The sequence below is a fragment of the Pseudoselenomonas ruminantium genome (assembly GCF_900142515.1).
GTDB lineage: Bacteria > Bacillota > Negativicutes > Selenomonadales > Selenomonadaceae > Selenomonas_A > Selenomonas_A ruminantium_D.
This window is the reverse complement of record NZ_FRBC01000002.1, coordinates 66,531-90,698: the sequence shown is the minus strand read 5'-3', so window position 1 is coordinate 90,698 and position 24,168 is coordinate 66,531. Positions and strand designations below refer to the sequence as shown.

The window sequence follows — 24,168 nt, the reverse complement described above, 5'->3', positions numbered from 1 at the left end:
CCTAAGAGCCTTACACCTAAACAGTAATCCGAAAGGATTAGCTGGGGAACATCCCAAGGTGCGAAAGCAGAAAAAACGTAAGGATGGCATAAGGTGAAATAAAAACATATCAGTGTTGGATGAATAAAGTAGTGACCTTCCGAAAACGTATGTCCTAAGTGCTATTGACAATGGGTGTTTAGCAGGGAAAGCCCTAAACTCTACGGAGCATGGGAGACCCTCAACGACTATCTCCTTGAGGGAGAGTAAAGCCACAAGCAGCCTGTCACCCCATACTTCGTATGGGAAAGGGCAAGGTGGAAGAAAAATACTGCCCCTGCTAAGGCAGGGTGAAGATATAGTCTCCGCTGACATGAAAGTGTCAGAGGTCTGCTGGTGATCCCTAAAGGGACTAGCAAGACTGCGTTAGAAGTTGCGTTCTAGCGTGAAGAAGATAAATATATGCAAATCAAAAACAGAATATCGCATATTTACAAGAAAATTCCCTAAATTGCTAAGTATAAATGCTCCAATACCACCTTTCATGATATAATTTATCATAAGAAAGGTGGTGAGATGAAAAATGCAGAGAGCAATAAAGATAAGGCTTCTGCCGACTAAGGAGCAGGAAATTTTATTCTGGAAAAGTGCCGGGACTGCCCGTTGGGCATACAACTACTTCCTCGATACGAATGAAGAGGCATACAAGGAAGGACGGCGTATTACCGAGGGCGAGGTCAGGAAGTACATCAATAATGTGCTGAAAAAGACAACGCATACGTGGCTGAAAGAAGTCGGTAGCAATGTCATGAAACAGGGCGTTAAAGATGCGGCATTGGCCCTCCAGAGATATATCAAAGGCATAGCGGGCAAGCCTAAGTTCAAGAGCCGCAGAAAAAGCAAAATCAGTTTCTACGTCAACTACGAGAGCTTGAAACGAACTGAGAACGGCTTTCAAGGCGAGAAGATTGGTATTGTAAAAACTGCTTCGGCACTGCCGAAAATAGCCAAGAACAAGAAGTATGCAAACCCTCATATCTCATTTGACGGCAAACATTGGTATTTGTCTATTGGCTACGAGGTAGAGCAAGAAGAGTTTGAACTGACAGGCGATAGTCTCGGGATTGACCTTGGCGTGAAGGAACTGGCTGTTGTTTCCAACCAAGACGCAAGCAGGACGAGGTTCTACAAGAACATCAATAAATCTGCCGAAGTCAGGCGTTTGGAAAAGAAACTGAAGCGAGAGCAACGTAAAGTATCCCGCAAGTTGGAAGCCAATACCAAGAGCCATGATAAAAAACACCGTCCGATATGGAAAAGACCGCTTCGAGAGTGCAGAAACCTCCAAAGGCAGAACAGAAGAATCCAGCTTCTTTATAAACGGCTAACCGACATTCGCACAAATTATCTCCATCAGACAACGGCTGAGATAGTGAAAACCAAGCCATCTCAGATAGTCATGGAAGATTTGAATGTCAAGGGGATGATGAAGAACAAACATCTGGCAGAAGCTATAGCCAAGCAGAAATTCTACGAATTTAAGCGACAGATTAAGTATAAGGCTGAAATGTATGGCATAAAGGTCGTAGAGGTAAATCGGTTCTATGCAAGCTCCAAGACTTGTAGCCATTGCGGTCATATCAAGACAGACTTGAAACTCTCAGACCGCATCTACGTCTGCCCCGTGTGTGGAGCCAAGTTGGACAGGGATTTGAATGCTGCCATTAACTTAGCAAACTATAACGCCGTTGTTTAGGTTTTGCCGAAGGCAAAACTTCCAATTGGCGTTTCGACAGGCAAAGCCTGTCATAAAGCAGCTTAAAGAATTTCACCGAGAGGAAACTTTAAGCATGTACCTATCGCTACTAGGGAATTTAAGCCTGTGGAGCGTTACATCAAACGAGAGTAGCCTGTTCTTCGGAACGACAAAATCGGACGCAATGAATCAGGAAGATAAACCGAGAGGTTATCACAGCGTAGATATGTGTAATTCTGTATAGATTTGTACATATTTATCGTAGCGGATGGACTATTTCGCTCCGTTGTCATCATTCAAGCAAAAGCACGAAAAGATGAAAGAGAGCATGGATTTTTTGAAGGTCGGCCGGTACGCAGTTATAAATCTGAACAACATGTTTCCCGCACCTGAAAAAGAATGTCATTATGTTGATTTTTCAGCGATTGCAAACAAGGTATACAAAGACTTATTGATGGCTGAATATCGTATCATCAAGCAAATGCAGGATAAGATAAGAAAGAGAGCCGGACAACTGTATCACCATAAGCAGCAGAATGGAAACAACACTCCACTGGCGAAAAGATGCAATGATTTTGGTTCACTGGAGGAGTTATGCAAAAAATGGGACGAGGGTCATTGTTGAATGTAGATATACCCAGACTGGAGAGGCGCAAGTCCCCCCGGACCTCCCTCACAGCCCCTGATAAGCAAAATCGGCAGGCGCACCCCGCCTGCCTTTTCTTTGCCCATTTTTATTATTCGCCACCAGCTTTTTCCAAAGATGATAGGAAAAATACCATACAGCAGGAAGTCCATGAGCAGATGTAGAAATATAATTCCGTGAATATTTTTATTTTTGGATAAAATTGCAGGATGGAAGGGGGAAATCATATGCAGCAATATCCTTTTTCAGATAAGCGAAAGACAACCTGGGAAAAGAATATTATCTTGGTGTCAATCGCAGTGCTTCTGGCTTTGCTTGGGGTTGGCGGCATATCACAGGCTTCGATTGCGATTCATGATGACAGAGCCACGGATGGTTATTGGACAGCAAGAAATCCGGACGGTGATGCACTGTATTTGACACAGGAGGAGATTAGCTCCGTCAATCAGGCGATGCGGGAGAAAACGTCAAGTTTGACGGATTTGCTGAACTATCCGCAGACGGTTGGTGGTGCAGAGGTGAAAGAGTTGATCCTTAGCGCGCAGCAGGATTTCCGTGGGGAAAAAGAACCCGGCGAGCATTACGACAAGGGCGGCATGATGATCTCTCAGGAAGATTACAATGCGGCACAGGACAACTGCAATCTGGATGCTGTACCAGCGAGTGCCGCTGTCCGCTACGGCGTAGTTACCATGCGCACCGATATGCGGCTTTTGCCCACAACCCAATATTATTTCGATGACAAGTCCTTTCAGCATTATGATGACCTGCAGGGCACGGCTCTTGACCCTTGCGAACCGTTGCTTGTGCTGCATACGAGCAAGGACGGTGCCTTTGCTTTTGCCATTGGCCGGTACTACAAGGGCTGGGTAAGTCTGGGTGCCATTGGCTTTACAGAGCGGAAAAACTGGGAAAAATATGTGTCGCCGAAAAACTTTCTCGTGGTGACGGATCATAAGAAAAAAGTTCATGTGGGTGGCACATGGGATGTCCTTTTCCAGATGGGCAGCGTCATTCCGCTGAAATCACCCAAAATGCGAAAGGGGGCCTATCAGGCCATTATTCCTGTGGAAATCAACGGTCACCTTTCGGAAGCCCCAGTTCTCATCAAGGCGGATAGCACGGTAAATCCCGGCTATCTTCCCTGCACGCCCAACAATTTCGTGCGTCAGTCCCTGAAATTTTTAGACGATGTCTACGGTTGGGGCGGCATGGAGGAAAGCGTTGACTGCTCCTCCTATGTGCAGGATGTCTATCGTTCCATGGGGATTTTGCTCCCTCGCGATGCCGACCAGCAGGAACTGGCGATGAAGCATTCTGTATCCCTGAACGGTCTCGATACCGCGGCCCGCTATCAAAAAACAGCAGAGGCTCCTGTGGGGGCGCTGCTCTTCAAGCCGGGCCATGTGATGCTTTATCTTGGTAAAGATGATAGAGGCACACCCTTGGCGATTCACTCTGCCAGCAGCTATTTCACCTTCTTAGGCGGTAAGGCCCAAAAGCATTACATCCGTCAGGTTCTTATTTCTGATATGACTTTCCAAAATGGCAAAGGCATTGCGACCATTGATGGCATGACTTCGATTGGCAGGTGTTTCCCATGAAAATGTGTAACAAAATGCGTAACAAGAAAATGGCCTGGCTGGCCATTGCTGTGGCAGGCTGGCTGTCGGCTCCCGGCTTTGCTGCCGCAGAGGATCAGACTTATTATGGCTGGGGAGATGGCAGCAATACAGGGAATATATCCGATGTGAACTGGGTTTTGGATCAGGATTACGATCATTACGGCGGCCATCAGTGGTTTTTCAATGCCTATACCCAGGAGGGGACAGTTTCAAACAGCACCTTGACGATAAATGGGGGGACTTACACAGTCGATGGGGATACCTCCGCTGGCTCGGGTAAATACTCTAACTACTTTTACGGCGGATTCACGCGGAATAATGGCAGTGCCATTGGCAATGGTATTATCATCAATGACGGCAATTTCGTCAATAAATCCGGAACAAAGCAATCGGCTGGCATTTATGCCGGCAATGCCATGGATAAGGGATATGCTGCCTCGGATAACTACGTTACGGTGAATGGGGGTAGTTTTGAGGGGCAGACCTTCATTGCCGCAGGCCTTGGCAATAGAGGCAGCGATGCCACAGACAATCGTGTCACAGTCAATGACGGTACATTCGAAAAGGGCGTTTACCTTTTTGGGGCACGCGCTTATAGCACAGGCAATACCGACAATAATACGGTAACAGTAAAGGGTGGCACCATTGGCGGCTACCGGGCGTTCATCTGGGGCGGCAAGGCCGATGATGGCGATGCGCGCAGCAATACGGTAAATCTTGCGGGAGGGGCAGTGGCTGACCTGGCTTCCAGTGAAAGCATCTATAAAGAGACTTTCACCGAGTACGAGCCAGGTGATGCTGAATTCTATGGCGGCTACACCCTTAATGGGAATGCCATCAGCAACACGGTCAATATCAGCGGCGGCTCCATTTCCACCAGCGGCACAGGGCTGGTCTACGGCGGCTATTCCCGCACGGGCAATGCCAACGATAATACGATCAATGTCTTTGGCGGCAGTGCAGCGAGCAAGCTGACATTGATCGGCGGATTCGCTGCTGCCGGGAATGCCTCGGGCAATACCATAAATCTCCTGGGCGGCTCCGGGAACGGGGAGGTATACCTGCATGGCGGTATGACCATGAGCAGCACGGGCAATGCCACCGGCAATAAGATTGCCATTTACATTCCGGCGAAACTGATGGATGTCTGCGGTGGTGTGTATCTGACAGGGAATAGCACGGACGGCTTTGGTTATAACATCACAAATGGCGGTGACCTGCGCACGGGCAATGCGCTTTATCTTGCCTCGTCAGGGATAAGCGCCAATAATATCTACAATTTCGAGACGGTGGCGTTCCATTTGCCCACATCTTATCAACCCGGTAGCAATATGCTGACCATAACCGGTACCGTTGATACGGACCTGAAGGGTACAAAACTGGTTTTGTCCGCAGCAGGAGGTGCCGCTATCGCACGGGGCCAAACCATAAATCTCATTTCCACCCAAGGAAACATTCTTTATGACGGTCAGAATACCGGCACGCTGAAGCAGGGAATCTCCCTCAATTACGGCTATACCCTCGTGAATGATTCCCACAATCTGCAGGCAGTTTTGGGGGAGGCAGAGGTCAATCCGGAGACAAAATCCCTGGTGGAGACCCGTGCGGCGCAGGCAGGCTTTCTGAACCAGGGGGCAGATCTGCTGGCGGCAGATGGCCTGTATCAGGCAGAGAAGGCATCCCGGATCGATGGCACTGCTTCCGCGGGCGAATGGTCGCCATTTTTTGCCACCCAGGGCGGCAAGTATCGCTATCAGACCGGTTCTCATGTGGACAGCCGTGGAGGCAGCGCCATCTTGGGCATAGCCAGGGAGGTTAGCAATAAAAACGGCAGACTCCTTTATGGTCTGGCCGGGGAATATGGCAAAGGCAGATATGACAGCTATTGCGCTAATCTGCACGGCAAAGGGGATAGTGATTATGCCGGGGCTGCGCTCTTTGTCCGGCAAAAGGATAATGAAGGCATGTATTACGAGGGCAGTCTCCGCGCCGGCAAAACCAAGGCAGATTACAGCTCCCAGGATTTTACGGGATATGCAGGCATGGCTGTTGGTTATGATACCAACAGCCATTACTGGGGGGCGCATCTGGGGCTGGGGAAGATCATGAGCCTCAGGCAGAACAATGAATTGGATGTTTCCTTCCGCTATTTTTACAGCCATACAGGCAGTGATTCTGCCCGTTTGAGCACAGGTGAGACCTATGATTTTGCTGCCGTCAGCAGTCATCGGGTAAGACTGGGGGCCAAGCTGACTCATGCCTTCAATGCGGAAGGCAAAGGCTATTTGGGCGCTTACTTCGAACATGAATTTGACGGCGATGCCAAGGCTGCCGTGGCCGGATACAGCACAGCCACACCAAGCCTAAAAGGCAACAGCGGTATATTGGAAATCGGCTGGCTGCATCAGCCGAAAAATAGCAATTTCACGCTGAACCTTGGCGTGACTGCAGCTTGCGGCAAGCAACGAGGAGCTGCGGGCAAGGTGGGCCTGATGTGGAAATTCTAGGGAGGAAAGTTTAAAAAACACTTGTAGCAAACAGAACCCCGACTAACCGAAGGTATTATACTTACGACCAGTATTTACAGTTCAAAGGGATTGGCAGAGATACTGACTCTCGAAAGATAGTCATTTATACAAGGGTATCGACCAGAAATCAAACTGACGACCTTGAGAATCAAGTTGATTTTCTTCAGCAGTATGTCAACGCCAAAGGGCTTATAGCTGATGACATTGTCAGAGATTATGGAAGTGGTCTTAATTATAACCGCAAGAAATGGAATCAGCTTCTAAACGAAGTCATGGAAAACAAAATCAAAATGATTCTTGTATCACACAAGGATAGATTTGTTTGATTTGGCTTTGACTGGTTTGAAAAATTCTGTAACAAGTTCAACGTAGAGATAGTGGTTGTCAAAAACGAAAAACTATCTTCACACGAAGAGCTTGTGCAAGATATAGTAAGTATTCTTCATGTATTTTCTTGCAGATTGTATGGTCTGCGGAAATATAAAAAACAAATTGAAGGGGATGAGACGATTGCTAAAGGCGTTCAAAACGGAGATAGCCCCAACTAAAGAGCAGAGAGTGAAAATTATCCGTTCTATTGGCGTGGCAAGATTCCTGTACAATCAGTACATAGCTTACAATCGCCGTCTTTACAAGATGTATCAGCGCGGTCAGCTTGATGAAAAACAGAAACATTTTGTTACTGCCAACGACTTCGATAAGTATGTTAACCATGAGCTGAAGATAGGATTACCTTGGATTGACCAGTGCGGTTCTAAGACGCGCAAAAAAGCCTTAGTTAACGCCGAACAGGCGTTCAGGCGGTTCTTTGATGGCGTGTCGGGTTTTCCGAACTTCAAAAAGAAAGCTAATCAGGATGTGAAACTGTATTTTCCGAAGAACAACACAGGTGACTGGAAGATATGGCGGCACAAGCTGATGATACCTACGCTAAAGCAGGTCAGGCTGAAAGAATTTGGCTATTTGCCTGTGGGCGCGAAAGTTACCAATGGTACAGTAGCTTATGTGGCTGGACGGTTTGTTAAAGGTACAGAAACTTCATCAACGCATTGACAATATCCGCAAGGATTATGAGAACAAGACTGTCCATGAGATAGTGAAGCAAAAACCACGCTTTATTACGGTGGAAGACTTGAATGTCAAAGGCATGATGAAGAATAGGCATCTGGCAAAAGCTGTGGCAGCGCAGAGATTCTTCTCCTTGCTGTCCAAGTTGAAGCGCAAAGCAGAAATCATTGGCATAGAGTTTAGAACTGTTGACAGGTTCTATCCAAGCTCCAAAACTTGCCACTCTTGCGGGCATATACATAAAGGTCTGAAAATCAAAGACAGAGTATATGTTTGCCCTGAATGTGGCTATACAGCGGACAGGGACTACAACGCTTCCTTGAATTTGCGGGATGCTGAAAAATATCGGGTAGCTTAACAACAAAAGTTCCGATATATGTACCGATGGCTAGTCGGGAACAGACTTACCTCCTTGCGAAAGCAAGGAGTGTGATGTCAACGCCTTTGGAGTGCTATACAAACGTCAGTAGCTCATCTTTCGGGATAGCGAGAGCGGGCACGATGAACAAGGAATTTTTCTAAGACATATACACTTTTGTCTATGTTTTTAGTAGCAGCAGGACGAAGGGCAACTTAGCTGCACCGTCTGGGTGGACGAAAGCGGAACGGATTTGGCAGAAGGCCTGAAGACCATAGAATCACGATATAACAAGCCGCTTCAAACATTCAACGTCTTTTTGAATATCAGTGAGGCAAAGGCTGTGGCGGCTTATGAGCTACTTTGCCAAAAAGGATACTTCTTTACCGGCTGGAGACCCATATGCTGTGACCACGAACTCATGGTCTTGCACAAGGTAGGGGAACTGCAAATTGATTTTTCTTCTTTGGTGCTGACCAAGAAAGCGGCACGGTTTAGGGACTATGTGAGAAATTGCTATGAAGCCGAATGCGAGAGGATGAACTTTTCTTGTTAGATTGACAAGGAAATTGAACTGGAGGGAGCAAATTATGTTAGCCCAAAAGTTGTTTTACTGCCTACAAAAACAAAAGAAAATCCTGATGATGACAGTGTTATCGCTTGGTATGACCATAAATATTTCTATTGCTGCGAGTGATGTTGCCAAAGCGGAACTGGATAAGACAAAGGACATCAGCTGCAGGGAAGTGAAGGTTGAAGTACCCGGAACAGCGATTATACCCTATCCTGAGGGGCTTGACACTACATCTTCAGGGGCTTCGTCTGTACCGAAGGAAATCAATCATGATGATTCCATTTACTTTAAGGCGATTGCACCTATAATAATTTAGTGTGCCAGTCCCTGAAGTTCTTGGGTGATGTCTACATATCATGAATAAATATCCCCCAGCCGGGGGATATTTATTTTTCAGGTTTCTGAGAAGACGTAAGCTGACATGCAGGTGCTGGGCAGGAATTGTGTTTATTTTTGTAGAATTACAATGGGGTATAAGGATATTTGCTTGTTTATGGCAGGATAAATCCTACATGTTGACAGTGCCTGTCGAGGCTTTACATATGTGTTTTTGGGGTGTATGATGTGTGTCTGCTTCGGTATGCCCGCTCATTGTTGCACTTCTGGCAATGCCCTATTATCGTGCCAGGGGTTATGAGGGTATTTGTAGGTGAATTGAAAGATAAATGCAGCTTTTAGACAACATACGTCGAGGCTCCTGATATGGGGAACAGAGTGTGCCCTCTCCCCCACATGTACTCGGGTGGTGTATGACGTTTGGGAAATGTGAGGGAGACTGTATGAAAAAATATTTTTTCGTGGGATTGGGGCTGGTGCTGGCTTTGACACTGCTGGTGGTTGCTTATGGCGCTTATCTGAATGAAAGGGGAGAAAGCCAGATTGCCCTGCGCATGGAGGAACGGCAAGCGGAGCTGATTGGTGAGAAAGCAGCACGGAGAGCGTTCCATCCTCTGGTGAAGTTCTCTGCCGTCAATCTATATACTGCCAGCATGGCAGATGCTGTGGCGCTTACTGAAGGGCGGATTGTGGAGGCTTATGCTTCTGTAAACAGCTATGTTCGCAAGGGTGATCTGCTTTTTAGGCTGGAAAATGATAACATCGCCCTTTCTATTCAGGAGGCGGAGGCGAGCATCATGAGCGCCAATGCTGAACTGGCCCGTGCCACCAACAATTATGACCGCTATAGCAAACTGCTGGAGGTAAATGCTGCCTCCAGCCAGCAGTTCGATGAAGCCAAGGCTGCCTATGTGGCTGCCCAGGCCAATTTGCAGGCGGCGATGGCCAAGCGGGATATGCTGCTTGTAAGTCAGGCACGCTGCGAGGTTCGCGCACCTATCGATGGGACAGTACGCATTATTTACCGGCAGCCTGGAACCTACGTATCCAGTGGCACATCTCTGGCTCTAGTGGGGGATTATAACGAGCTTTATTTTTCCCATCAGGTCAGTGATGACAAGGCCCAAAGGTTGCAAGTGGGACAGGAGGCAGAGTTTATCTTCCCCGGCAGGGAGTTCAAGAATCTGGATGGGGCTCACGGAGACATGGGAGCAGAGCAGGCATTTCATGGTGTGCTGACGGAGATTGCCCCACCCCTGGAGGTGCCGGGCGCAGCCCGCACCCTGCTCTGGCGGATAGATAATCCCTTGGGACTCCTGACACCACAGACTTACGGCACGGCCTATTTGAAGCTGGCCCAGGGGACAGAGGCTCTTTGTGTGCCCCTCTCCGCGCTTACGGACAAGACCCGGCAGGCTGTTTTTGTCTACCGTGATGGAAAGCTTGAGCGCAGAGCTGTTGTCACCGGCAGGGATGATGGGGATTATGTCGAGATACTTGGCGGGCTGGAGCCTGGGGAGATTGTCATTGTTTTTGGCACAGAGAATTTGCAGGATGGATTAAGGGCAGAAGTAAAGCTGAGGGGGGAGCAGGATGTCAGATAAAGAGAAAAATCAGGCAGCAGGCAGTTTCTTCAGCCAGGCAGCCCTGGACAAGCTGCGCTCCCCGGAGAAGCTGGACACCATGGTGCATATTACGGGGCCTATGGGCTGGATGGGGCTGGCAGCCGTCTGCATACTCTGCTTCTCTATCGTCCTCTGGTCCATCTACGGCTCCTTTACAGAAAAGGCCGAGGGCATGGGGCTTATTATGGATGTCTCCGGGGTCAGGAGCGTTTCCCATGCTGCCTCAGGCCGCATTACGGACATTTATGTGAAAACCGGCAGCCATGTGCATGAGGGCCAGCTTATAGCCCATATGGAACAGCCGGAACAATCGGCGGATACCCGCATGGCTCAGTATGGCACAGGCCTTGCGGCCAACGATCGGGATGTGCAGTCCAGGGTCTATCAGTACGATGCCAAAAGGCAGCAGCAGACGGCCAATGAGGACATCTACTGCGAATATGACGGTATTGTGGACGAAGTCATGGCCTCCGAGGGACAGATACTCTCAGCAGGGGCTCCCATCTGTACGGTGCGACTCACCGAGGAGCGCAAGGATCTTTCCGGGATTTTTTACATTCCCGTGGACAAGGGCAAGCGGGTGGTGCCGGGCATGACTATCCAGCTGGCTCCCAATGGGGTGGACGTAAGCCAGACCGGCAGCCTCCTGGGGGTAGTGGAGAGTGTCTCCCAATATCCCATTTCCTCCGCCGGCATCGAAAAGGGTCTGGGCAATGCCCAGCTGGCCCAGTATGTGCTATCCAAAGACGGCGGGGCAGCGGTGGAGGTGAAATTCAGCCTGGTGAAGGATGCCTCCTCGGAATCCGGCTATCTCTGGACTTCCGTGGTGGGGAAACATACGCCCATCACCCCGGGCAGCTACTGCACTGGGGCAGTGGTCATTGAGCGGCAGATGCCCATCGAGAAGGTATTTTACAAGATCAGCCAGTGGCTAAGGAGCAGGTAGCATGGGGATAAAAGCATGGGAGACTTTGAAAAATAAATACTTTCCCCAGGGCCGCCGGGTCAAGACCCCCACAGTGCTCCAGATGGAGGCGGTGGAGTGCGGTGCGGCATCGCTTGCCATGGTGCTGGCCTATTACGGCAAATGGCTGCCTCTGGAGCGCTTGCGCCAGGAGTGCGGGGTTACCCGGGACGGCAGCAATGCCGCCAATATATTGAAGGCAGCCCGCAGGCTGGGCTGTGAGGCCAAGGGTAAGGCAGGAAGGGCCAAAGGCCTTCTGAAGCAGAAATTTCCCGTGATTCTTTTCTGGGAGTTCAACCATTTTGTGGTTATGGAAGGCTTCAAAGGGAATACTGTCTTTTTAAATGACCCAGCCCTGGGCAAGCGAAGTGTGGCATGGCAGGATTTTATTTCCTCATACACTGGAGTGTATCTGCAGATTGCCCCTGGCCCTGATTTCAAGCGGGAGGGACACCCATACAGCATTGCCAAGGCTGTGGCCTCAAAGCTCATGCAGGACAAGTGGGCGATGCTTTTTCTGTTGATTCTGGGCCTTTGCATGGTGCTGCCTGGACTGGCGGAGCCGGCCTTTAACCAGATCTTTATTGACGATATTTTTTCCATGAAGCATCCGGACTGGACCCAGTACCTGCTGCTGGCCATGGGCGGGGCGATTCTTCTGAACGGCATCATGACTGCCATGCGGGCCTCTGTCCTGCTGGGCTGGCAGAAGAAGCTGACCCTGGCGGATTCCTCCGCCTTCTTCTGGCATGTCTTGCGGCTGCCCATAACCTTTTTCCAGCAGCGCTTTGCCGGGGAGATTGCCTCCCGCATCCAGTTCAACGAGAGCAACGCAGATGTGCTCTCCGACCAGGCGGCAACTTCCCTGCTGGACTGCCTGATTGCCATTTTCTACCTGTTGCTCCTGCTCTCCTACAGCGTGCCTCTTACCTTGATCGGCGTTTCTATCAGCGCCGTTAATGTCTATGTCTTTTTCTACATGCGGCGCAATATGACAGACATCATGATGCACATGCAGCAGGAAAAGGGCAAGGAGTACGGCACCCTCATGTCGGGACTGATGATGATTGAGAGCATCAAGGCCAGCGGCACAGAGGGGGACTTCTTTGCCAAATGGGCAGGCTATCAGGCCAAAGGCCTCATGGCCATGCAGAAAATGCAGTTCTGGTCCCTGAAGGTGAAGCTGCTGCCCACTCTGCTGTCGGGGCTTACTAGCGCCATGGTCATGGCCGTGGGGGGCTTTTCTGTTATGGAAGGGGTCATGACTGCCGGTATGTATACGGCGGTTTCCGGCCTTCTGCCCAAATTCCAGGAACCCATGAAGAAGCTGCTGGCCTTCGGCAATGTGCTGCAAACCACAGAAATGCAGATGCGTCGCCTGGATGATGTGTGGCGCTATGGGATTGACAGGTTGAACTACCCTGAAAAGCCGGTCCCCATGGAAGAAGGGAGCCTACGTCTGACAGGTCAGCTGGAGCTGAAGGACCTGAGCTTTGGCTACAATCCTCTGGAACCGCCCCTGCTGGAGCATTTTGACCTCACCCTGTCCCCCGGGCAGTGGGCGGCAGTGGTAGGTTCCTCCGGCAGCGGCAAGTCCACACTGGCCAAGGTGGTGGCAGGGCTCTATGAGGAATGGTCTGGAGAGGTGTTGCTGGATGGCAAAAAGCGGCGGGAAATTCCCCGGGAAGTCATCGTCGGCTCTATGGCCATCGTGGATCAGGATGTGTTCCAGATGACGGGAACTGTGGCAGAGAATATTTCCTTTTTCGACAAGTCCTTGCCCAAGGAGGACATCATGAAAGCGGCTCAGGATGCCTGCATCCATGAGGATATCCTGAAACTGAACGGGGGCTATGAGGCCCAAGTGGCAGAGGGGGGGCTGAACTTCTCCGGGGGGCAGCGGCAGCGGCTGGAAATCGCCCGGGCCCTGGCGGGAAATCCCTCCCTGTTGATTCTGGACGAGGCCACCAGTGCCATCGACCCATTGACGGAGCAGGTCATTCTGAAGAATATCCGCCGCAGAGGCTGCGCCTGCCTGCTGGTGGCTCACCGCCTTTCCACCATTCGGGAGGCCGATGAGATCATCGTGCTGGAGTATGGCAAAATCGTGCAGCGGGGCACTCACCGGGATCTTATAGTCCAAGATGGTCCTTACCGCCGTCTGGTGGAAGAGCGTGAGGCAGAGGAAGATACAGAGTCTCTAGACTAACCAAGAAGCCTTGAGGAGTTGAGGGTATAGATGAAACTTTTAGCAGGTCAGCGCACGAAGCTCATGGAGGCGGGCAGGGCTCTTCTGGTGAAGCAGGGCAGGGTAGAGGCTTATGCCCTGATGGAAGAGGGGGGCCACCGTCTCTTCCTGATGGAGCTGGAGCCGGGGGAAGCGGCTTTCCATTCTGCCGATGAATTCGGGGAGATTATCATAGAGGTGTATGCCCTGGAGGATGCAACGTTGGAGGAGCTGTCCCTGGCGGAAGAGCAGGCAGGAACATTAGTGCCTCTGATGCGCCACTGGTTCAAGGAGCTTATCTGTCTGCCCTGGCTGCGCCTTTTGGCCGACCGGGGAGATGAAATCCTGAGAGCCTGGGTGGATGGTTCGGTATTGAGGCAGGCGGGGCAGCAGACAGAAAATCTGCTGGAGGAGTTTGAAGAAAACCAGGGCATTTTTGCCATGCTGGCAGGGGTGCGCTTTGTTGCCCAGGATGAAAGGCTGGCCCGACGTCTGATGGCCCGCAGGAGGCACAAGCGCCGTCTGCTGAACGAGACCGTGGCCAATCTCTTGGGGGAGGACTGGGTCTCGGTGTCCGGCAGTGGCCAGGGCAGCGCCAAACTGGAAGAGGCCGTCTTCCTGGTGCGGGCCGTGGCCCATCATCTGGGCATGCCCGAGGAAGACATTGCCCTGAACAAGGAGACGGCAGAAAAGCTGGATGCTTTGGGGGTGCTGCGCCGTCTGGTGGCCAAGGGCGGTATGGAGATGCGCCTGATAAGGCTGGAAAAGGGCTGGGAAGGCTGGGACTGCGGGGTCATGCTGGGGTATTTCGGTGAGAAGAAACAGCTGGCAGCCCTGCTGCCCGAATCACCTTCCAGCTATAAGCTGGTGACCAGGGAAAATATGGAGGGGGTGACCCTCACCTCCGAAATGGCCGAAAGTGTTTCAGGAGATGCTTTCCTGGTCTATCCGGGATTGCCGGACAGGAAAATGAGACGGCTGGACTTCCTGCGCTTTATGGCGCGCCATACCTGGCAGACGGACTGGAAGGCCGTCCTTCTGGCAGGGCTCTTTATGGGGCTTATCCCCCTGCTCACGCCCATAGTCACGGAGACCATGTTCCAGGATCTCATTCCCATTCTCGACCGCAAGGGGCTGGCCACGGTGACCCAGGTGGTGCTGGTGGCGGGCTTTACCACAGCGGCGCTAACTACAGTGCGCTCCCTGGCTGTGCTGCGCCTGACAGCTATGGGGAATCTGCGGGGGCAGGCGGCCCTTTTCGGGCGGTTGCTGAAGCTGCCGCCGGGGTTTTTCCGCCGTTTCCAGTCGGGAGAGCTGGCGGAGAGAATGCAGGGGCTGGACAGGTCTGTCATGCTCCTTACCAGCGAGTCCGTGGGGGCGCTGCTTTCCTTTGCCTGCTCCTTCTGGAGCCTGGGGCTGATGTGCTATTACAGCATGAAGCTTACGGGCATGGCCCTTTTGGTCTGGCTGGTTTACCTGGCGGTTTCCTTTTTCCTGCTATACCGGTTGACCAGGGCCCAGCGGGATATGACCACGGCCAGCAACAAGACTTCTGGCATTCTGGCCCAAATCTTCACGGGCCTGGCCAAGTTCCGCACCAAGGGCACAGAGGAGCAGGCTTACCATCTCTGGGGCCAGCAGTTTGCCATTGAGCTGGGCCACAATATCCGGACGCGCCGCCTGAAGAATATCAGCACGGTCATAGCGGCTATGCAGCCCATGCTGTTGACACTTATCCTTTATTATAATGGCCTGCTGGAGCTTGCCACTTCCCAGAGCGGCGGCGGGGCTGCTGCCGAGTCGTTGGGCCTGGGTGCCAAGCCCATGACGGCAGCCACTTTCATCGCCTTTCAGTCTGCCTTCACCGCTTTCAACACTTCTCTGGTGGCTATCATGCCCATTTTGGAAGGCATGTCTGTCATCAAGCCCTACTTGGATAATCTCCTGCCCATTCTGGAGGAGGTACCTGAGACCTCTGAGGAGAGGCAGGAGGCTGGTGTGCTTTCCGGGGCCATCGAGGTGAGGAACCTTACCTTCGGCTATGTGCCGGAGAGCAGGGTGCTGGATGATGTGAGTTTTCGCATCGCTGCAGGAGAGCAGGTGGCCATTGTGGGAAAATCCGGCTGCGGCAAGTCCACCCTGATTCGCCTGCTGCTGGGCTTTGAGATGCCCCGGCAGGGAGCCGTCTACTATGACGGCCAGGACCTTTCGGAGCTTTCCCTGCCCTCGGTGCGCTCCCAGATGGGCGTGGTACTGCAGAACGGGCAGCTCATGAGCGGCGACATCCTGCACAACATTATCGGCACGAATAACCTTACCCTTGATGATGCCTGGGAGGCGGCAGAAGCGGCAGGCATTGCTGAGGATATCCGCCAGATGCCCATGCAGATGAACACCATCGTCAGCGAAGGCAGCACCAATATTTCCGGTGGGCAGCGCCAGCGCATCCTGATTGCCAGGGCACTGGCCTTGAAGCCTTCCATCATCGTCTGCGATGAGGCCACCAGCGCCCTAGACAACCGCACCCAGGCCATTGTGACCAAGAGCCTGGACAAGCTCCACGCCACCCGTATTATCGTGGCTCACCGCCTGTCCACCATCCGTCATGCAGACAGGATTATCGTTTTGGACAAAGGCCGCATTGCCGAAACCGGCAGCTTCCAGGAGCTGGTGGAAAAAGGCGGTCTCTTTGCTTCCTTTGTGAAGCGGCAGGTGGCCTGAGAACAGGAAGGAACAGCTGTAATGACAGATTTTGCAAATATCTACAGCAAATATTACAAGCGCATATATAACTACCTTTACGGCCAGTTCCTTCACCGCGAGATCGCCGAGGATGTGGCTGGTAGTGTGTTTCTGGCGGCTATGGAAAATCTTGAACGCTGTGGACCGGCAGAGGGGAAGGAAGCCCCCTGGCTCTTTGCCATGGCCCGGAATATGGCGGTGAATTACCGTCTGAGGGCCCGATGCCGCCATGAGGTCAGCGTCTGGGAAGTGCCGGAGCGGCCCGGTAAGGACAGCGTACAGGAGGAAGGAACCCTGGAGAGCCCTTCCTCCCTCCGTACTTGCCGTATTCTCGAAAAACTGACGGCAGAGGAGCGGGAGTTTCTCTCCCTGCGCTACGGCCTCTGCCTGACCAATGAGGAAATCGGGCGGCTCCTGGGGACAAGTCCCAACGCCGTAAGTCACAAGTTCAGCCGTTTGCTGGCCAAATGCCGCCGGATTGATGAGGAAAAATAAAAAAATTTTCATGGAGTGGCATTTTTGAAGTGCCTATCTTGTCTATATAAGTAAGAGCTGAATTATTTTCATCATCTATTAGTTGTATGTGCTTATTATAGAAAGGTGGTTTCAAAATGGCAAAGATGAACGAACTGATGGAAAAAATGCGGGACGAGGCATTCTAAAGGCGTAACGAAGCGAAGGGAGGGGCGGCCGTGGACGAATATGAAGAGAAAATGGACAGGCTCTTTCGGGAAACTGACTTCGTGGCCGAAAATCCCGGCCTGAAGGAGTGTCTGTGGCAAAGGCTGCAGGAAAAGGCAGCCCAGCGTCAGCAGGAGCCTTTGAAAATCATTGATGAGGACAGGGAACTTTCGGAGGAGGAGCTGACACGCTTTGCGGCGGCAGGAAATATTTTCCTCATGAAGAAGCTTTAAAGGAAGAAGGGAGGCAGCAAAGATTTTGCGAATCAGCACTTATGAAATATTACTGCCTCTTATGGATGGCGATGAAGAGATAAAGGACAGAGCACTTTTGGTGAATGGCCTCTACGGTGCCTATGATGTGGTGGCAAAGGGGGAGGCAGAAAAAATCTCAGCGGGGGATTTTGGTGCTCTGCCTCTTGCCCTGCGTGAGCGGCTTCTTCGCAGGGGTCATCTTACCCAAAAGAACCAGGCAGAGGAACTGTCCGATGTGAAAATGCTGGGCCGTCTGCACAGGATGGTTCACGGGAGGGCCGTGGCGGGGCTTACTATCATGCCCACTTATGACTGCAACTTTCGCTGTCCCTACTGCTATGAACAGCATCGCTTGAAAAAAGGACAGGCGTGGCTGGAACATACCATGAGCCAGAAAATGGCAGAAGCAGTTTTTGACGCCCTGAAAGATTACAAGAAGCATGGCTGCATCATAAAGGAGTGCACCTTATATGGCGGTGAGCCGCTGCTTGCCAAAAATACGACCATTGTCCGGCAGATTTTGGCGCATTGCCGGGCTATGGGGCTGGAGATAAATGTCATTACTAACGGCTACGATTTGGAAGCCCATCTGGATAGTTTGTCAGAATATGGCTGTGACTGGCTGCAGATATCCCTGGATGGCGTAGGGGATATGAATAATCGCCGCAGGATTCATAAAGACGGCCTTCCCACTTATGACCGCATCATGCAGAACATTGAACTGGCCCTCCAGCGTGGTATTGGCATCCTGCTGCGTGTAAATGTGGGGCGGGAAAATTTTTCCCACCTTGAGGCTTTGGTGAAAGATTTACGGGCGAGGGGCCTTATCGAAAAGGAAGAGGAGCGCGCCGCCGAGGAACAGAAATTGCGGGAAGCCAAAGGGGAGGGGAAAACCAGGCGAGGGAAGTTCAGCTATTACTTCAGGTCTGTCACCGACGATCGTCATCCTGAAAATAATGTTACCGGACAGATGATTATGGAGGAATTGCTGAGAATCGGCTTTTCTCCCGAGGAAGCCATGGAGCATCAGCTGCAGTATATCTCCCTTGCAGATACTCTCCGCAGCCTTTTTAGGAAAGAAGCGCTGCCTGCGTATTCTCCGGCCTTTTGCGGTGCGGAGCAAGGCATGTTTGTGGTGGACCCCTTTGGCACCATTTACCCTTGCTGGAATGTTGTCGCCCTGGACAAGGTCGAGGTGGGCTTTATGGATGTGGAGACAAGACAGTTTATGCTGAACCTTGCTAAGGCCAAGTGGCGCACTCGCACCGCTGACTTGATGACAGCCTGCCAGTCGTGCCCTTATGTATTTATTTGCCGGGGCGGCTGCGCCTGCCATGCCTTCCGGGAGCATGGCAGCTATTTCCGTGAACATTGCGGCGAGAGCAGGGAAACCTTCAATTTCATTGCCCCTCGCATAGCCGGGGAGGTCTGGATGAAATCCAGGGAAAATGAACTTTCACTCTCCCTGGCCGAACCCCTGTCCCGCCTTAGCGTGGCACAGCGGGAAAAACTGCAAACATCCAGCAGCTCAAAGGAAATAAGCGAGATTGCAAAGGCGGCAAATCTTTTATGAGCATCGTCCCGAGCATCTTGCATAATTTCGGGCGGCGGCCCTAAAACGCAAGTGTTTAATTTTTAATTTAGGAGGTTTTCAAAATGGCAAATGACAAGAACGCAATCACCAAGGAACAGCTCGAAAAGGCAATGGCCTGCAAGACTGCTGATGAACTGATTGAGGCAGCCAAGGCCGAAGGGTTTGAGGTTACGCGGGAAGAAGCCGAAGCCTTTATGGCAGAGAAGGAAGATAGGGAACTGGACGAGGATACCCTGGCGAAGATTGCAGGCGGGAAAAAGGACAGCCGCTGCATGTACATAGGTTATTGATGAAGATTTTTCCTTGCTAACCATATCGGATGGAGGTGAAATATGAAAGTACATAATCTTACAGTGAAACAATATCTTTCGCATCTTCGTCGCCATCCAATGCCGGAATTGATTTCGGATGAGTGCATCGCCGCACTGTCCAATATAGAGGGAAAGTACGGCGATGCTATTACTCACATGACGATGCTTGAGGTGAGACTCGGCGAGGAGGCGCGTTATGCTGACTACATAATTGAAATAGATGAACAGAGCATCCCTCTGGTAGAGACCCTTTGGCATGAGGTGGACTATGAAGAGTATGCCAAAGGGGGGACAATAAAGCCCTGTCTTTTTGTTGATACCAGCCGGGACGCCAAGAACGGCAATTATGGTGAATTCTGGGATAAGGTTCTGCCGTCTTTTTTGGGAGAGGAGCGAGCAAAAAAACTTCGCGCTCCCCTTGACCGCACGACGGCGGCATTGCCCAAAGGTGCATACATCAAGCAGATTGGCACAATGACAGGGCGTAATGAGATGGATATTATGCGCCTGGTCATTATGTTCCCCTCCTGGGAAAGTATTTCCCAGGGACTTGCTGCCGTTGGCTGGCCGGGAGATATGGCACGCTTGCAGGAGGAACTTTCTTCCTGGCAGGCCACCAGGTATATTGCCGTCAACCTTGATCTGGGAGAAGAGGGCATCCTCCCCAAAATAGGGATAGAACTCTTCCATTGCTGGCGGCATCCCCTGCTGGTGGATAAATTGATAACAAGGCTGGAAGAGGCTGGCTTGTGCCTGCCGGGGAAAGCTGCCGCACTGCGGCGCTGGATAAGAATTCGTCCCGATGGTGACCCGCTCATCCAAACGATGCTGGTTCATTTCAAATTGAACTACAAGGATGGGAAGTGCGCTGAAGCAAAGGCATATTTGGCGCAGGTGCCATGTTTCCACCATTATTACTTTGACGCTTATGATCGTCCTGTTTATATGCAGATGCAGCTTAAAGATGAAGCCGATACCCTGACTGTGGGTGAGGCCATCAGATGGCTCTATGAGTGTGAGGACAATCGGGTGCGAAAGGTGCAATTTATAGGCGGCACTGCTTATGAACATCTGGACAGGCTTCTGGAGGAATGTGATTCAGGCGGCCTTGAGGCAGAAGTGCTGCTCACCGGCAGAGAATCAATGACCTGGCTGGAAAAAGCCATCGAGGCGGGAGCTGCGGCATTCATCATTGAGATTGATACGGCTGAAGCAGACTTGTCGGCGCTAAAAATCCTGCAGACCTTAGAATTCCCGGCAGTACGAGTGAAGTTGTTCATGAACTCAGAAAATGCTGGCAAGCTGGAGGAGACAGCAAGCCTTCTGGCCGGGGCATATGGCGTAGAGGAACTTATCCTGACAGGGATGAGGCCGGGAACAGGCGCTTTCCCAAACCGTGAGCAGTTGGAGAAAACCGCAGAATTTTTGCAGAAACATGAAGAGAAGGCTGAACCGGGAAATTATCGCCAGGGCAAAATGAAGATATTGGTGGATGCATGCTTCTCAGCTCTCCGCGCCTTTCTAGGCGGAGAAGAGCCAACGAAAAATAGCAATCGGGGCATTGAGCGTGGCTGTGGCGCAGGACGTGACCGTTTTTGCGTGACTGCCAGGGGAAAGCTTGCTCCCTGCATTTGCCTGAAGGTCGGGGAGGAGTACAGTTCTCTTGCCGAATACTGGGAGACCTCAGATACGCTCCAAAAACTCCGCACCCCTGATGCTCCCCGGGCATATCCTTCCTGCGATGGCTGCGCCTATGAGCGCCGTTGCCTGCCCTGCCCGGCAGTGAAAGAGAAATGTCCTTTGCAGCTTTGATGTCAGGCAGTTAGACGCATAGCGCATAATTGCTTAACATATATGTTTTTTATCTTTTTTAAGGAGGTTTTACTTATGGAAGGTAAGCTTGATCCGAAACTCATGACGAAGGAAATGCTCTCTAAGGCCATGGCTTGCGAGACGCCGGAGGCCATTATCGCTCTTGCCAAGGAAAATGGCATCGATTTGACCGCCGAAGAAGGGAAGAGGATTTTTGAGAACCTGGAGAATTTTGATGTGAACCTCGCCGATGATGCCTTGGAAAAGGTCGCTGGCGGCGGCGATAGCAGCATTTGCTGGGAAATCTGCCACAGCCCCGGCACCTACTAAAACATAGTTGCTGCTTTGAGGGCAGCTATATGTAGGAGCAAATCTTTGAGAATGATAAAGCCTTTCGGCCCATTGTTTCGAAAGGCTTTATCATTTATTCTGCTTAAGGATGAAAGGAGTGGCAGTTTCGTGGGCAGTATGGACACATTAGAAGCTTTTCGCCGCCTGTATGCACGAGTGGCCGCAGATGGCCGCGCTGAAACGCTTTTCGGTGAGGGGACTTTGGAAAAAGCCGTCCAGGGCTTGGAGAAATACGCAATAAAAGGTGCCAGCAAGGCAATTTTTTGGTTTGAGTTTCCCTTTATAGGGGAGCCGCGCATGGATTTGCTGGTGGGGTACAAATGCAATGATCTTCATCCTCCAGTGTCCTTTGTGGCGGAAAGTAATCCGCTCTATCAGCAGTTTTTTGATGCCTGTGCACAAAACGAGGCTTTTTTAGAGTATACCTATGGTTTTTCCCTGGATCTTTCCTCAGCACCGTCAGCAACGGATGACCCTGGCATCATCTATTTGCTTCCGCCTTTGGAGCAGCCCACTGAAGATTATGTGCCAGCCTTATTAAAAAATTTGGGAGGTGAGGAGCGCATCCCCCAGGTGATGGCTGCTTTTGCTTCTGCGCCTCCCCTGTGGCATCCGCACTATGTTGGGTATATGGCAGGGCGGTCTGGCTCACCTACCAGGCTGGGTTTTTCCATAATGAAAAAGGATTGCTTGTATTATTCAGATCATCAGGAGGAATTCCTGAGGCATGTTGAGGAGTATATGGGCTTTGAGTTTACTGCGGAGGGACGGGAACTGCTTTGCTATTTGGCAGAGGGTGGCTGGATATATGATTTGCAGTTTAACCTATTTCCCGATGGAACCATCAGCGATAACCTGGGGGTTGCCTTGGCATTTGGCAGCAGGGAGGTAGATCCCCGCAATGCGGCAGGATTCCTTGAGCAAGGAGACGCCGGGGAAAAACTGCGTCACCTGGAAAGCCTGGGGCTGGCTGACTCCCGCTGGCGGCAAATGGATCGTGCCTGCTACGGCGTACAATGCATCGTGAAAAGCGAAGGCAAGCGGCATCTGGTGGGGGATGTGGTGCAAATGGATGGCATCAAAGTTCGCTTTAAAAAAGGCAAAGCCTATTTATCAAAAGGCTATCTTTTGGCAAGATCGTCATATTTGGATGATTGAATCCACAGGGGAGGCAGTATAATTTGCGAGTAAGTACCTATGAGATTATTTTGCCCCTGACAGACCGCAGCGGCACAGAGAGCCGGGAGCATGCGCTGTTGGTGAACGGCCTTTACGGGGCCTTTGATGTGGTGTCGAAGGAGGCAGCGAGGCAAATCGCTGCCCATGACACATCATCCTTGCCGCCTTCCTTGCAGAAACGCCTCCTGGAGCGTGGACATTTGACTGTCAAGGACGAGGCGGCAGAGCTTGAAGATGTCCTGCTTATCGCCCGCCTTACCGCAAAGCTTGTGACCAATCCCCGCATTGTTCTCTTTGTCATGCCCACTTATGACTGTAATTTCCGCTGCCCTTACTGTTTTGAAAGAAAACGCTTGCGGCATGGCAAGGAGTGGCTGGAAAAGAGTATGGAGCCAGCCATGGTGAAGAGCATCTTCAAGGCAGCGGAGCAGGAGCAAAAAAGGGGCCGGCATATAGAAAGCTGTACTCTCTTTGGGGGCGAGCCTTTCCTTAAAGATAATTTTGCCGTCGTGCGGGAAATCTGCCAGCGGGCAATGCAGCTGGGCATACCTTTGAACGCTATTACCAATGGCTATGAAATAGACTATTTTTTGGAACTTATTGCCGAATATAAATTCAAAAATTTGAAAATAGCTGTGGACGGGGTAGGGGCAGCCCATGACCGTCATCGCCGCCACAAAAACGGATTTGCCACCTATGAACGCATTATGGAAAATGTTGTGCTGGCCTTGGAAAAAGGTGTAGGTGTTACGCTGCGCATAAACATCAATAGGGAAAATGTCGGCGAGATAAAGAATCTGGCAGAGGATTTTGCAGCACGGGGATTTATGGATTCGGAAAATAGGCTCAGGGGTTGGGGAAAGTTCGAGTACAGTTTCAAGGCAGTGGAAGAAGCGGATACCTCACCCAATCATATGACAGAAGAGGACGTGTTGAAGGCCATCATAGCGGCTGAGCCAGGAAAAGATGAGCTGAAAGCTTTGGAGCATGAGAGCATGTATGCGAATGCGTCTGTGGGATTGCGCCGGGCTATGACGAAAAAAATGCTCCCCTATCTTACTGCCGGCCATTGCAACGCCATAAAGGGCAAGGCCATCATAGATCCTTATGGTGAAATTTTTCCCTGTGCCTACCTTCTTGATGAGGCTGGAGAAAGTATCGGTTATGTAGATGCGGAGGAAGGGCGTTTTGTGCACAATTTTCGCAAGGCAAAGTGGGATGCCCGTACGGGGGATGTCCTGAAGCCCTGTCAAAGCTGCCCTTATATATTTTTTTGCGGCGGTGGCTGTGCCATGAGAGCCAGAGCGGCAGAGGGGAATCCCTTCCAGCATTATTGCGGCAATATAAGGGAGATTTGGAACTACACCGCTTCCCGTGTGTCAGCAGACGAATGGGCAAGGCGGGGGGATGGGGAGCTTACCCTGTCTTACGCCGGGCCGCTTTCCCGCATGACAGCAGCCCAGAGGGAAAGGCTGCGAACGACTAACAGCAGGAGGGAAATCTTTGCCACTTTATTGGCTTTGGGCTTCTTTGATGGAATAGCATGAGGAGGCTTTGC

At 51.2% G+C, this 24,168-nt stretch carries 20 protein-coding genes and 2 pseudogenes; all 22 read left to right on the top strand.

All coding sequences use genetic code 11. The annotated features are described in order from the left end of the window. Positions 1–562: 562 nt before the first annotated feature. Positions 563–1,735, top strand: a complete 1,173-nt coding sequence (locus BUB68_RS01480; RefSeq protein ID WP_073088042.1) for an RNA-guided endonuclease InsQ/TnpB family protein — start codon at positions 563–565, stop codon at positions 1,733–1,735. A gap of 268 nt (positions 1,736–2,003) precedes the next feature. After that, on the top strand, positions 2,004–2,360 hold the full coding sequence (locus BUB68_RS01475) for a type III toxin-antitoxin system ToxN/AbiQ family toxin (RefSeq protein WP_073088041.1): 357 nt from the start codon (positions 2,004–2,006) through the stop codon (positions 2,358–2,360). 248 nt (positions 2,361–2,608) lie between these two features. Beyond that, positions 2,609–3,985, top strand: a complete 1,377-nt coding sequence (locus BUB68_RS01465; protein WP_073088039.1) for an NlpC/P60 family protein — start codon at positions 2,609–2,611, stop codon at positions 3,983–3,985. After that, a pseudogene (locus BUB68_RS15755) lies at positions 3,982–4,863 on the top strand (autotransporter domain-containing protein); the annotation flags it as partial. The gene BUB68_RS01465 and the pseudogene BUB68_RS15755, both read left to right, overlap by 4 nt. A 474-nt stretch (positions 4,864–5,337) precedes the next feature. Then, the gene (locus tag BUB68_RS15750) at positions 5,338–6,513 is read left to right on the top strand and encodes an autotransporter outer membrane beta-barrel domain-containing protein (protein ID WP_371914841.1); all 1,176 of its coding nucleotides are present in this window, start codon (positions 5,338–5,340) and stop codon (positions 6,511–6,513) included. A 20-nt stretch (positions 6,514–6,533) separates the two neighbouring features. Further along, positions 6,534–7,082, top strand: a pseudogene (locus BUB68_RS15745) (IS607 family transposase); the annotation flags it as partial. Continuing rightward, the gene (locus tag BUB68_RS15515) at positions 7,045–7,587 is read left to right on the top strand and encodes a helix-turn-helix domain-containing protein (protein ID WP_256625463.1); all 543 of its coding nucleotides are present in this window, start codon (positions 7,045–7,047) and stop codon (positions 7,585–7,587) included. The pseudogene BUB68_RS15745 and the gene BUB68_RS15515, both read left to right, overlap by 38 nt. Further along, positions 7,553–7,960 carry an RNA-guided endonuclease InsQ/TnpB family protein gene (locus BUB68_RS15510; RefSeq protein ID WP_256625462.1) on the top strand — a complete coding sequence of 136 codons (408 nt, stop codon included), beginning with the start codon at positions 7,553–7,555 and terminating at the stop codon, positions 7,958–7,960. The genes BUB68_RS15515 and BUB68_RS15510 overlap by 35 nt, the downstream gene beginning before the upstream one ends. A 253-nt stretch (positions 7,961–8,213) precedes the next feature. After that, positions 8,214–8,516 (top strand): hypothetical protein, encoded by a 303-nt coding sequence (locus BUB68_RS01445; RefSeq protein ID WP_143188044.1) that lies wholly within the window; start codon positions 8,214–8,216, stop codon positions 8,514–8,516. A 34-nt stretch (positions 8,517–8,550) separates the two neighbouring features. After that, entirely contained in the window at positions 8,551–8,850 is a 300-nt protein-coding gene (locus BUB68_RS01440; protein ID WP_073088037.1) for a hypothetical protein, read from the top strand. Between the two features lie 463 nt (positions 8,851–9,313). Next, a complete protein-coding gene (locus BUB68_RS01435) occupies positions 9,314–10,474 on the top strand; it encodes an efflux RND transporter periplasmic adaptor subunit (protein ID WP_073088036.1) in 1,161 nt (386 codons plus the stop codon). After that, on the top strand, positions 10,464–11,441 hold the full coding sequence (locus BUB68_RS01430; protein WP_073088035.1) for a biotin/lipoyl-binding protein: 978 nt from the start codon (positions 10,464–10,466) through the stop codon (positions 11,439–11,441). Before BUB68_RS01435 ends, BUB68_RS01430 begins: the two co-directional genes overlap by 11 nt. 1 nt (position 11,442) lies before the next feature. After that, on the top strand, positions 11,443–13,668 hold the full coding sequence (locus tag BUB68_RS01425) for an NHLP family bacteriocin export ABC transporter peptidase/permease/ATPase subunit (RefSeq protein WP_073088034.1): 2,226 nt from the start codon (positions 11,443–11,445) through the stop codon (positions 13,666–13,668). A gap of 30 nt (positions 13,669–13,698) precedes the next feature. Further along, positions 13,699–16,407, top strand: coding sequence for an NHLP bacteriocin export ABC transporter permease/ATPase subunit (locus tag BUB68_RS01420; protein ID WP_073088033.1), 2,709 nt, complete (start codon positions 13,699–13,701; stop codon positions 16,405–16,407). 21 nt (positions 16,408–16,428) lie between these two features. Beyond that, positions 16,429–16,923, top strand: coding sequence for an RNA polymerase sigma factor (locus BUB68_RS01415; protein WP_073088032.1), 495 nt, complete (start codon positions 16,429–16,431; stop codon positions 16,921–16,923). A gap of 197 nt (positions 16,924–17,120) precedes the next feature. Continuing rightward, the gene (locus tag BUB68_RS01410; protein WP_073088031.1) at positions 17,121–17,342 is read left to right on the top strand and encodes a hypothetical protein; all 222 of its coding nucleotides are present in this window, start codon (positions 17,121–17,123) and stop codon (positions 17,340–17,342) included. Between the two features lie 25 nt (positions 17,343–17,367). Next, positions 17,368–18,936: a radical SAM/SPASM domain-containing protein gene (locus BUB68_RS01405; protein WP_073088030.1), complete on the top strand. Its 1,569-nt coding sequence runs from the start codon at positions 17,368–17,370 to the stop codon at positions 18,934–18,936. A gap of 83 nt (positions 18,937–19,019) precedes the next feature. Further along, complete coding sequence (locus BUB68_RS01400) at positions 19,020–19,247, top strand: Nif11-like leader peptide family RiPP precursor (protein ID WP_073088029.1); 228 nt, start codon at positions 19,020–19,022, stop codon at positions 19,245–19,247. Between the two features lie 42 nt (positions 19,248–19,289). After that, on the top strand, positions 19,290–21,080 hold the full coding sequence (locus BUB68_RS01395) for a radical SAM protein (RefSeq protein ID WP_073088028.1): 1,791 nt from the start codon (positions 19,290–19,292) through the stop codon (positions 21,078–21,080). A 75-nt stretch (positions 21,081–21,155) separates the two neighbouring features. After that, complete coding sequence (locus BUB68_RS01390; protein WP_073088027.1) at positions 21,156–21,410, top strand: Nif11-like leader peptide family RiPP precursor; 255 nt, start codon at positions 21,156–21,158, stop codon at positions 21,408–21,410. Positions 21,411–21,539: 129 nt separating this feature from the next. Next, positions 21,540–22,589: a hypothetical protein gene (locus tag BUB68_RS01385; protein WP_073088026.1), complete on the top strand. Its 1,050-nt coding sequence runs from the start codon at positions 21,540–21,542 to the stop codon at positions 22,587–22,589. A 23-nt stretch (positions 22,590–22,612) separates the two neighbouring features. Beyond that, a complete protein-coding gene (locus tag BUB68_RS01380; protein WP_073088025.1) occupies positions 22,613–24,157 on the top strand; it encodes a radical SAM/SPASM domain-containing protein in 1,545 nt (514 codons plus the stop codon). Positions 24,158–24,168: the final 11 nt, after the last annotated feature.

Excerpts from the sequence above, each read along its gene's own strand:
- BUB68_RS01480 (WP_073088042.1), top strand. The coding sequence starts at position 563 with ATGCAGAGAGCAATAAAGATAAGGCTTCTGCCGACTAAGGAGCAGGAA.
- BUB68_RS01475 (WP_073088041.1), top strand. The coding sequence starts at position 2,004 with ATGGACTATTTCGCTCCGTTGTCATCATTCAAGCAAAAGCACGAAAAG.
- BUB68_RS01465 (WP_073088039.1), top strand. The coding sequence starts at position 2,609 with ATGCAGCAATATCCTTTTTCAGATAAGCGAAAGACAACCTGGGAAAAG.
- BUB68_RS15750 (WP_371914841.1), top strand. The coding sequence starts at position 5,338 with ATGCTGACCATAACCGGTACCGTTGATACGGACCTGAAGGGTACAAAA.
- BUB68_RS01440 (WP_073088037.1), top strand. The coding sequence starts at position 8,551 with ATGTTAGCCCAAAAGTTGTTTTACTGCCTACAAAAACAAAAGAAAATC.
- BUB68_RS01435 (WP_073088036.1), top strand. The coding sequence starts at position 9,314 with ATGAAAAAATATTTTTTCGTGGGATTGGGGCTGGTGCTGGCTTTGACA.
- BUB68_RS01430 (WP_073088035.1), top strand. The coding sequence starts at position 10,464 with ATGTCAGATAAAGAGAAAAATCAGGCAGCAGGCAGTTTCTTCAGCCAG.
- BUB68_RS01425 (WP_073088034.1), top strand. The coding sequence starts at position 11,443 with ATGGGGATAAAAGCATGGGAGACTTTGAAAAATAAATACTTTCCCCAG.
- BUB68_RS01420 (WP_073088033.1), top strand. The coding sequence starts at position 13,699 with ATGAAACTTTTAGCAGGTCAGCGCACGAAGCTCATGGAGGCGGGCAGG.
- BUB68_RS01415 (WP_073088032.1), top strand. The coding sequence starts at position 16,429 with ATGACAGATTTTGCAAATATCTACAGCAAATATTACAAGCGCATATAT.
- BUB68_RS01400 (WP_073088029.1), top strand. The coding sequence starts at position 19,020 with ATGGCAAATGACAAGAACGCAATCACCAAGGAACAGCTCGAAAAGGCA.
- BUB68_RS01395 (WP_073088028.1), top strand. The coding sequence starts at position 19,290 with ATGAAAGTACATAATCTTACAGTGAAACAATATCTTTCGCATCTTCGT.
- BUB68_RS01390 (WP_073088027.1), top strand. The coding sequence starts at position 21,156 with ATGGAAGGTAAGCTTGATCCGAAACTCATGACGAAGGAAATGCTCTCT.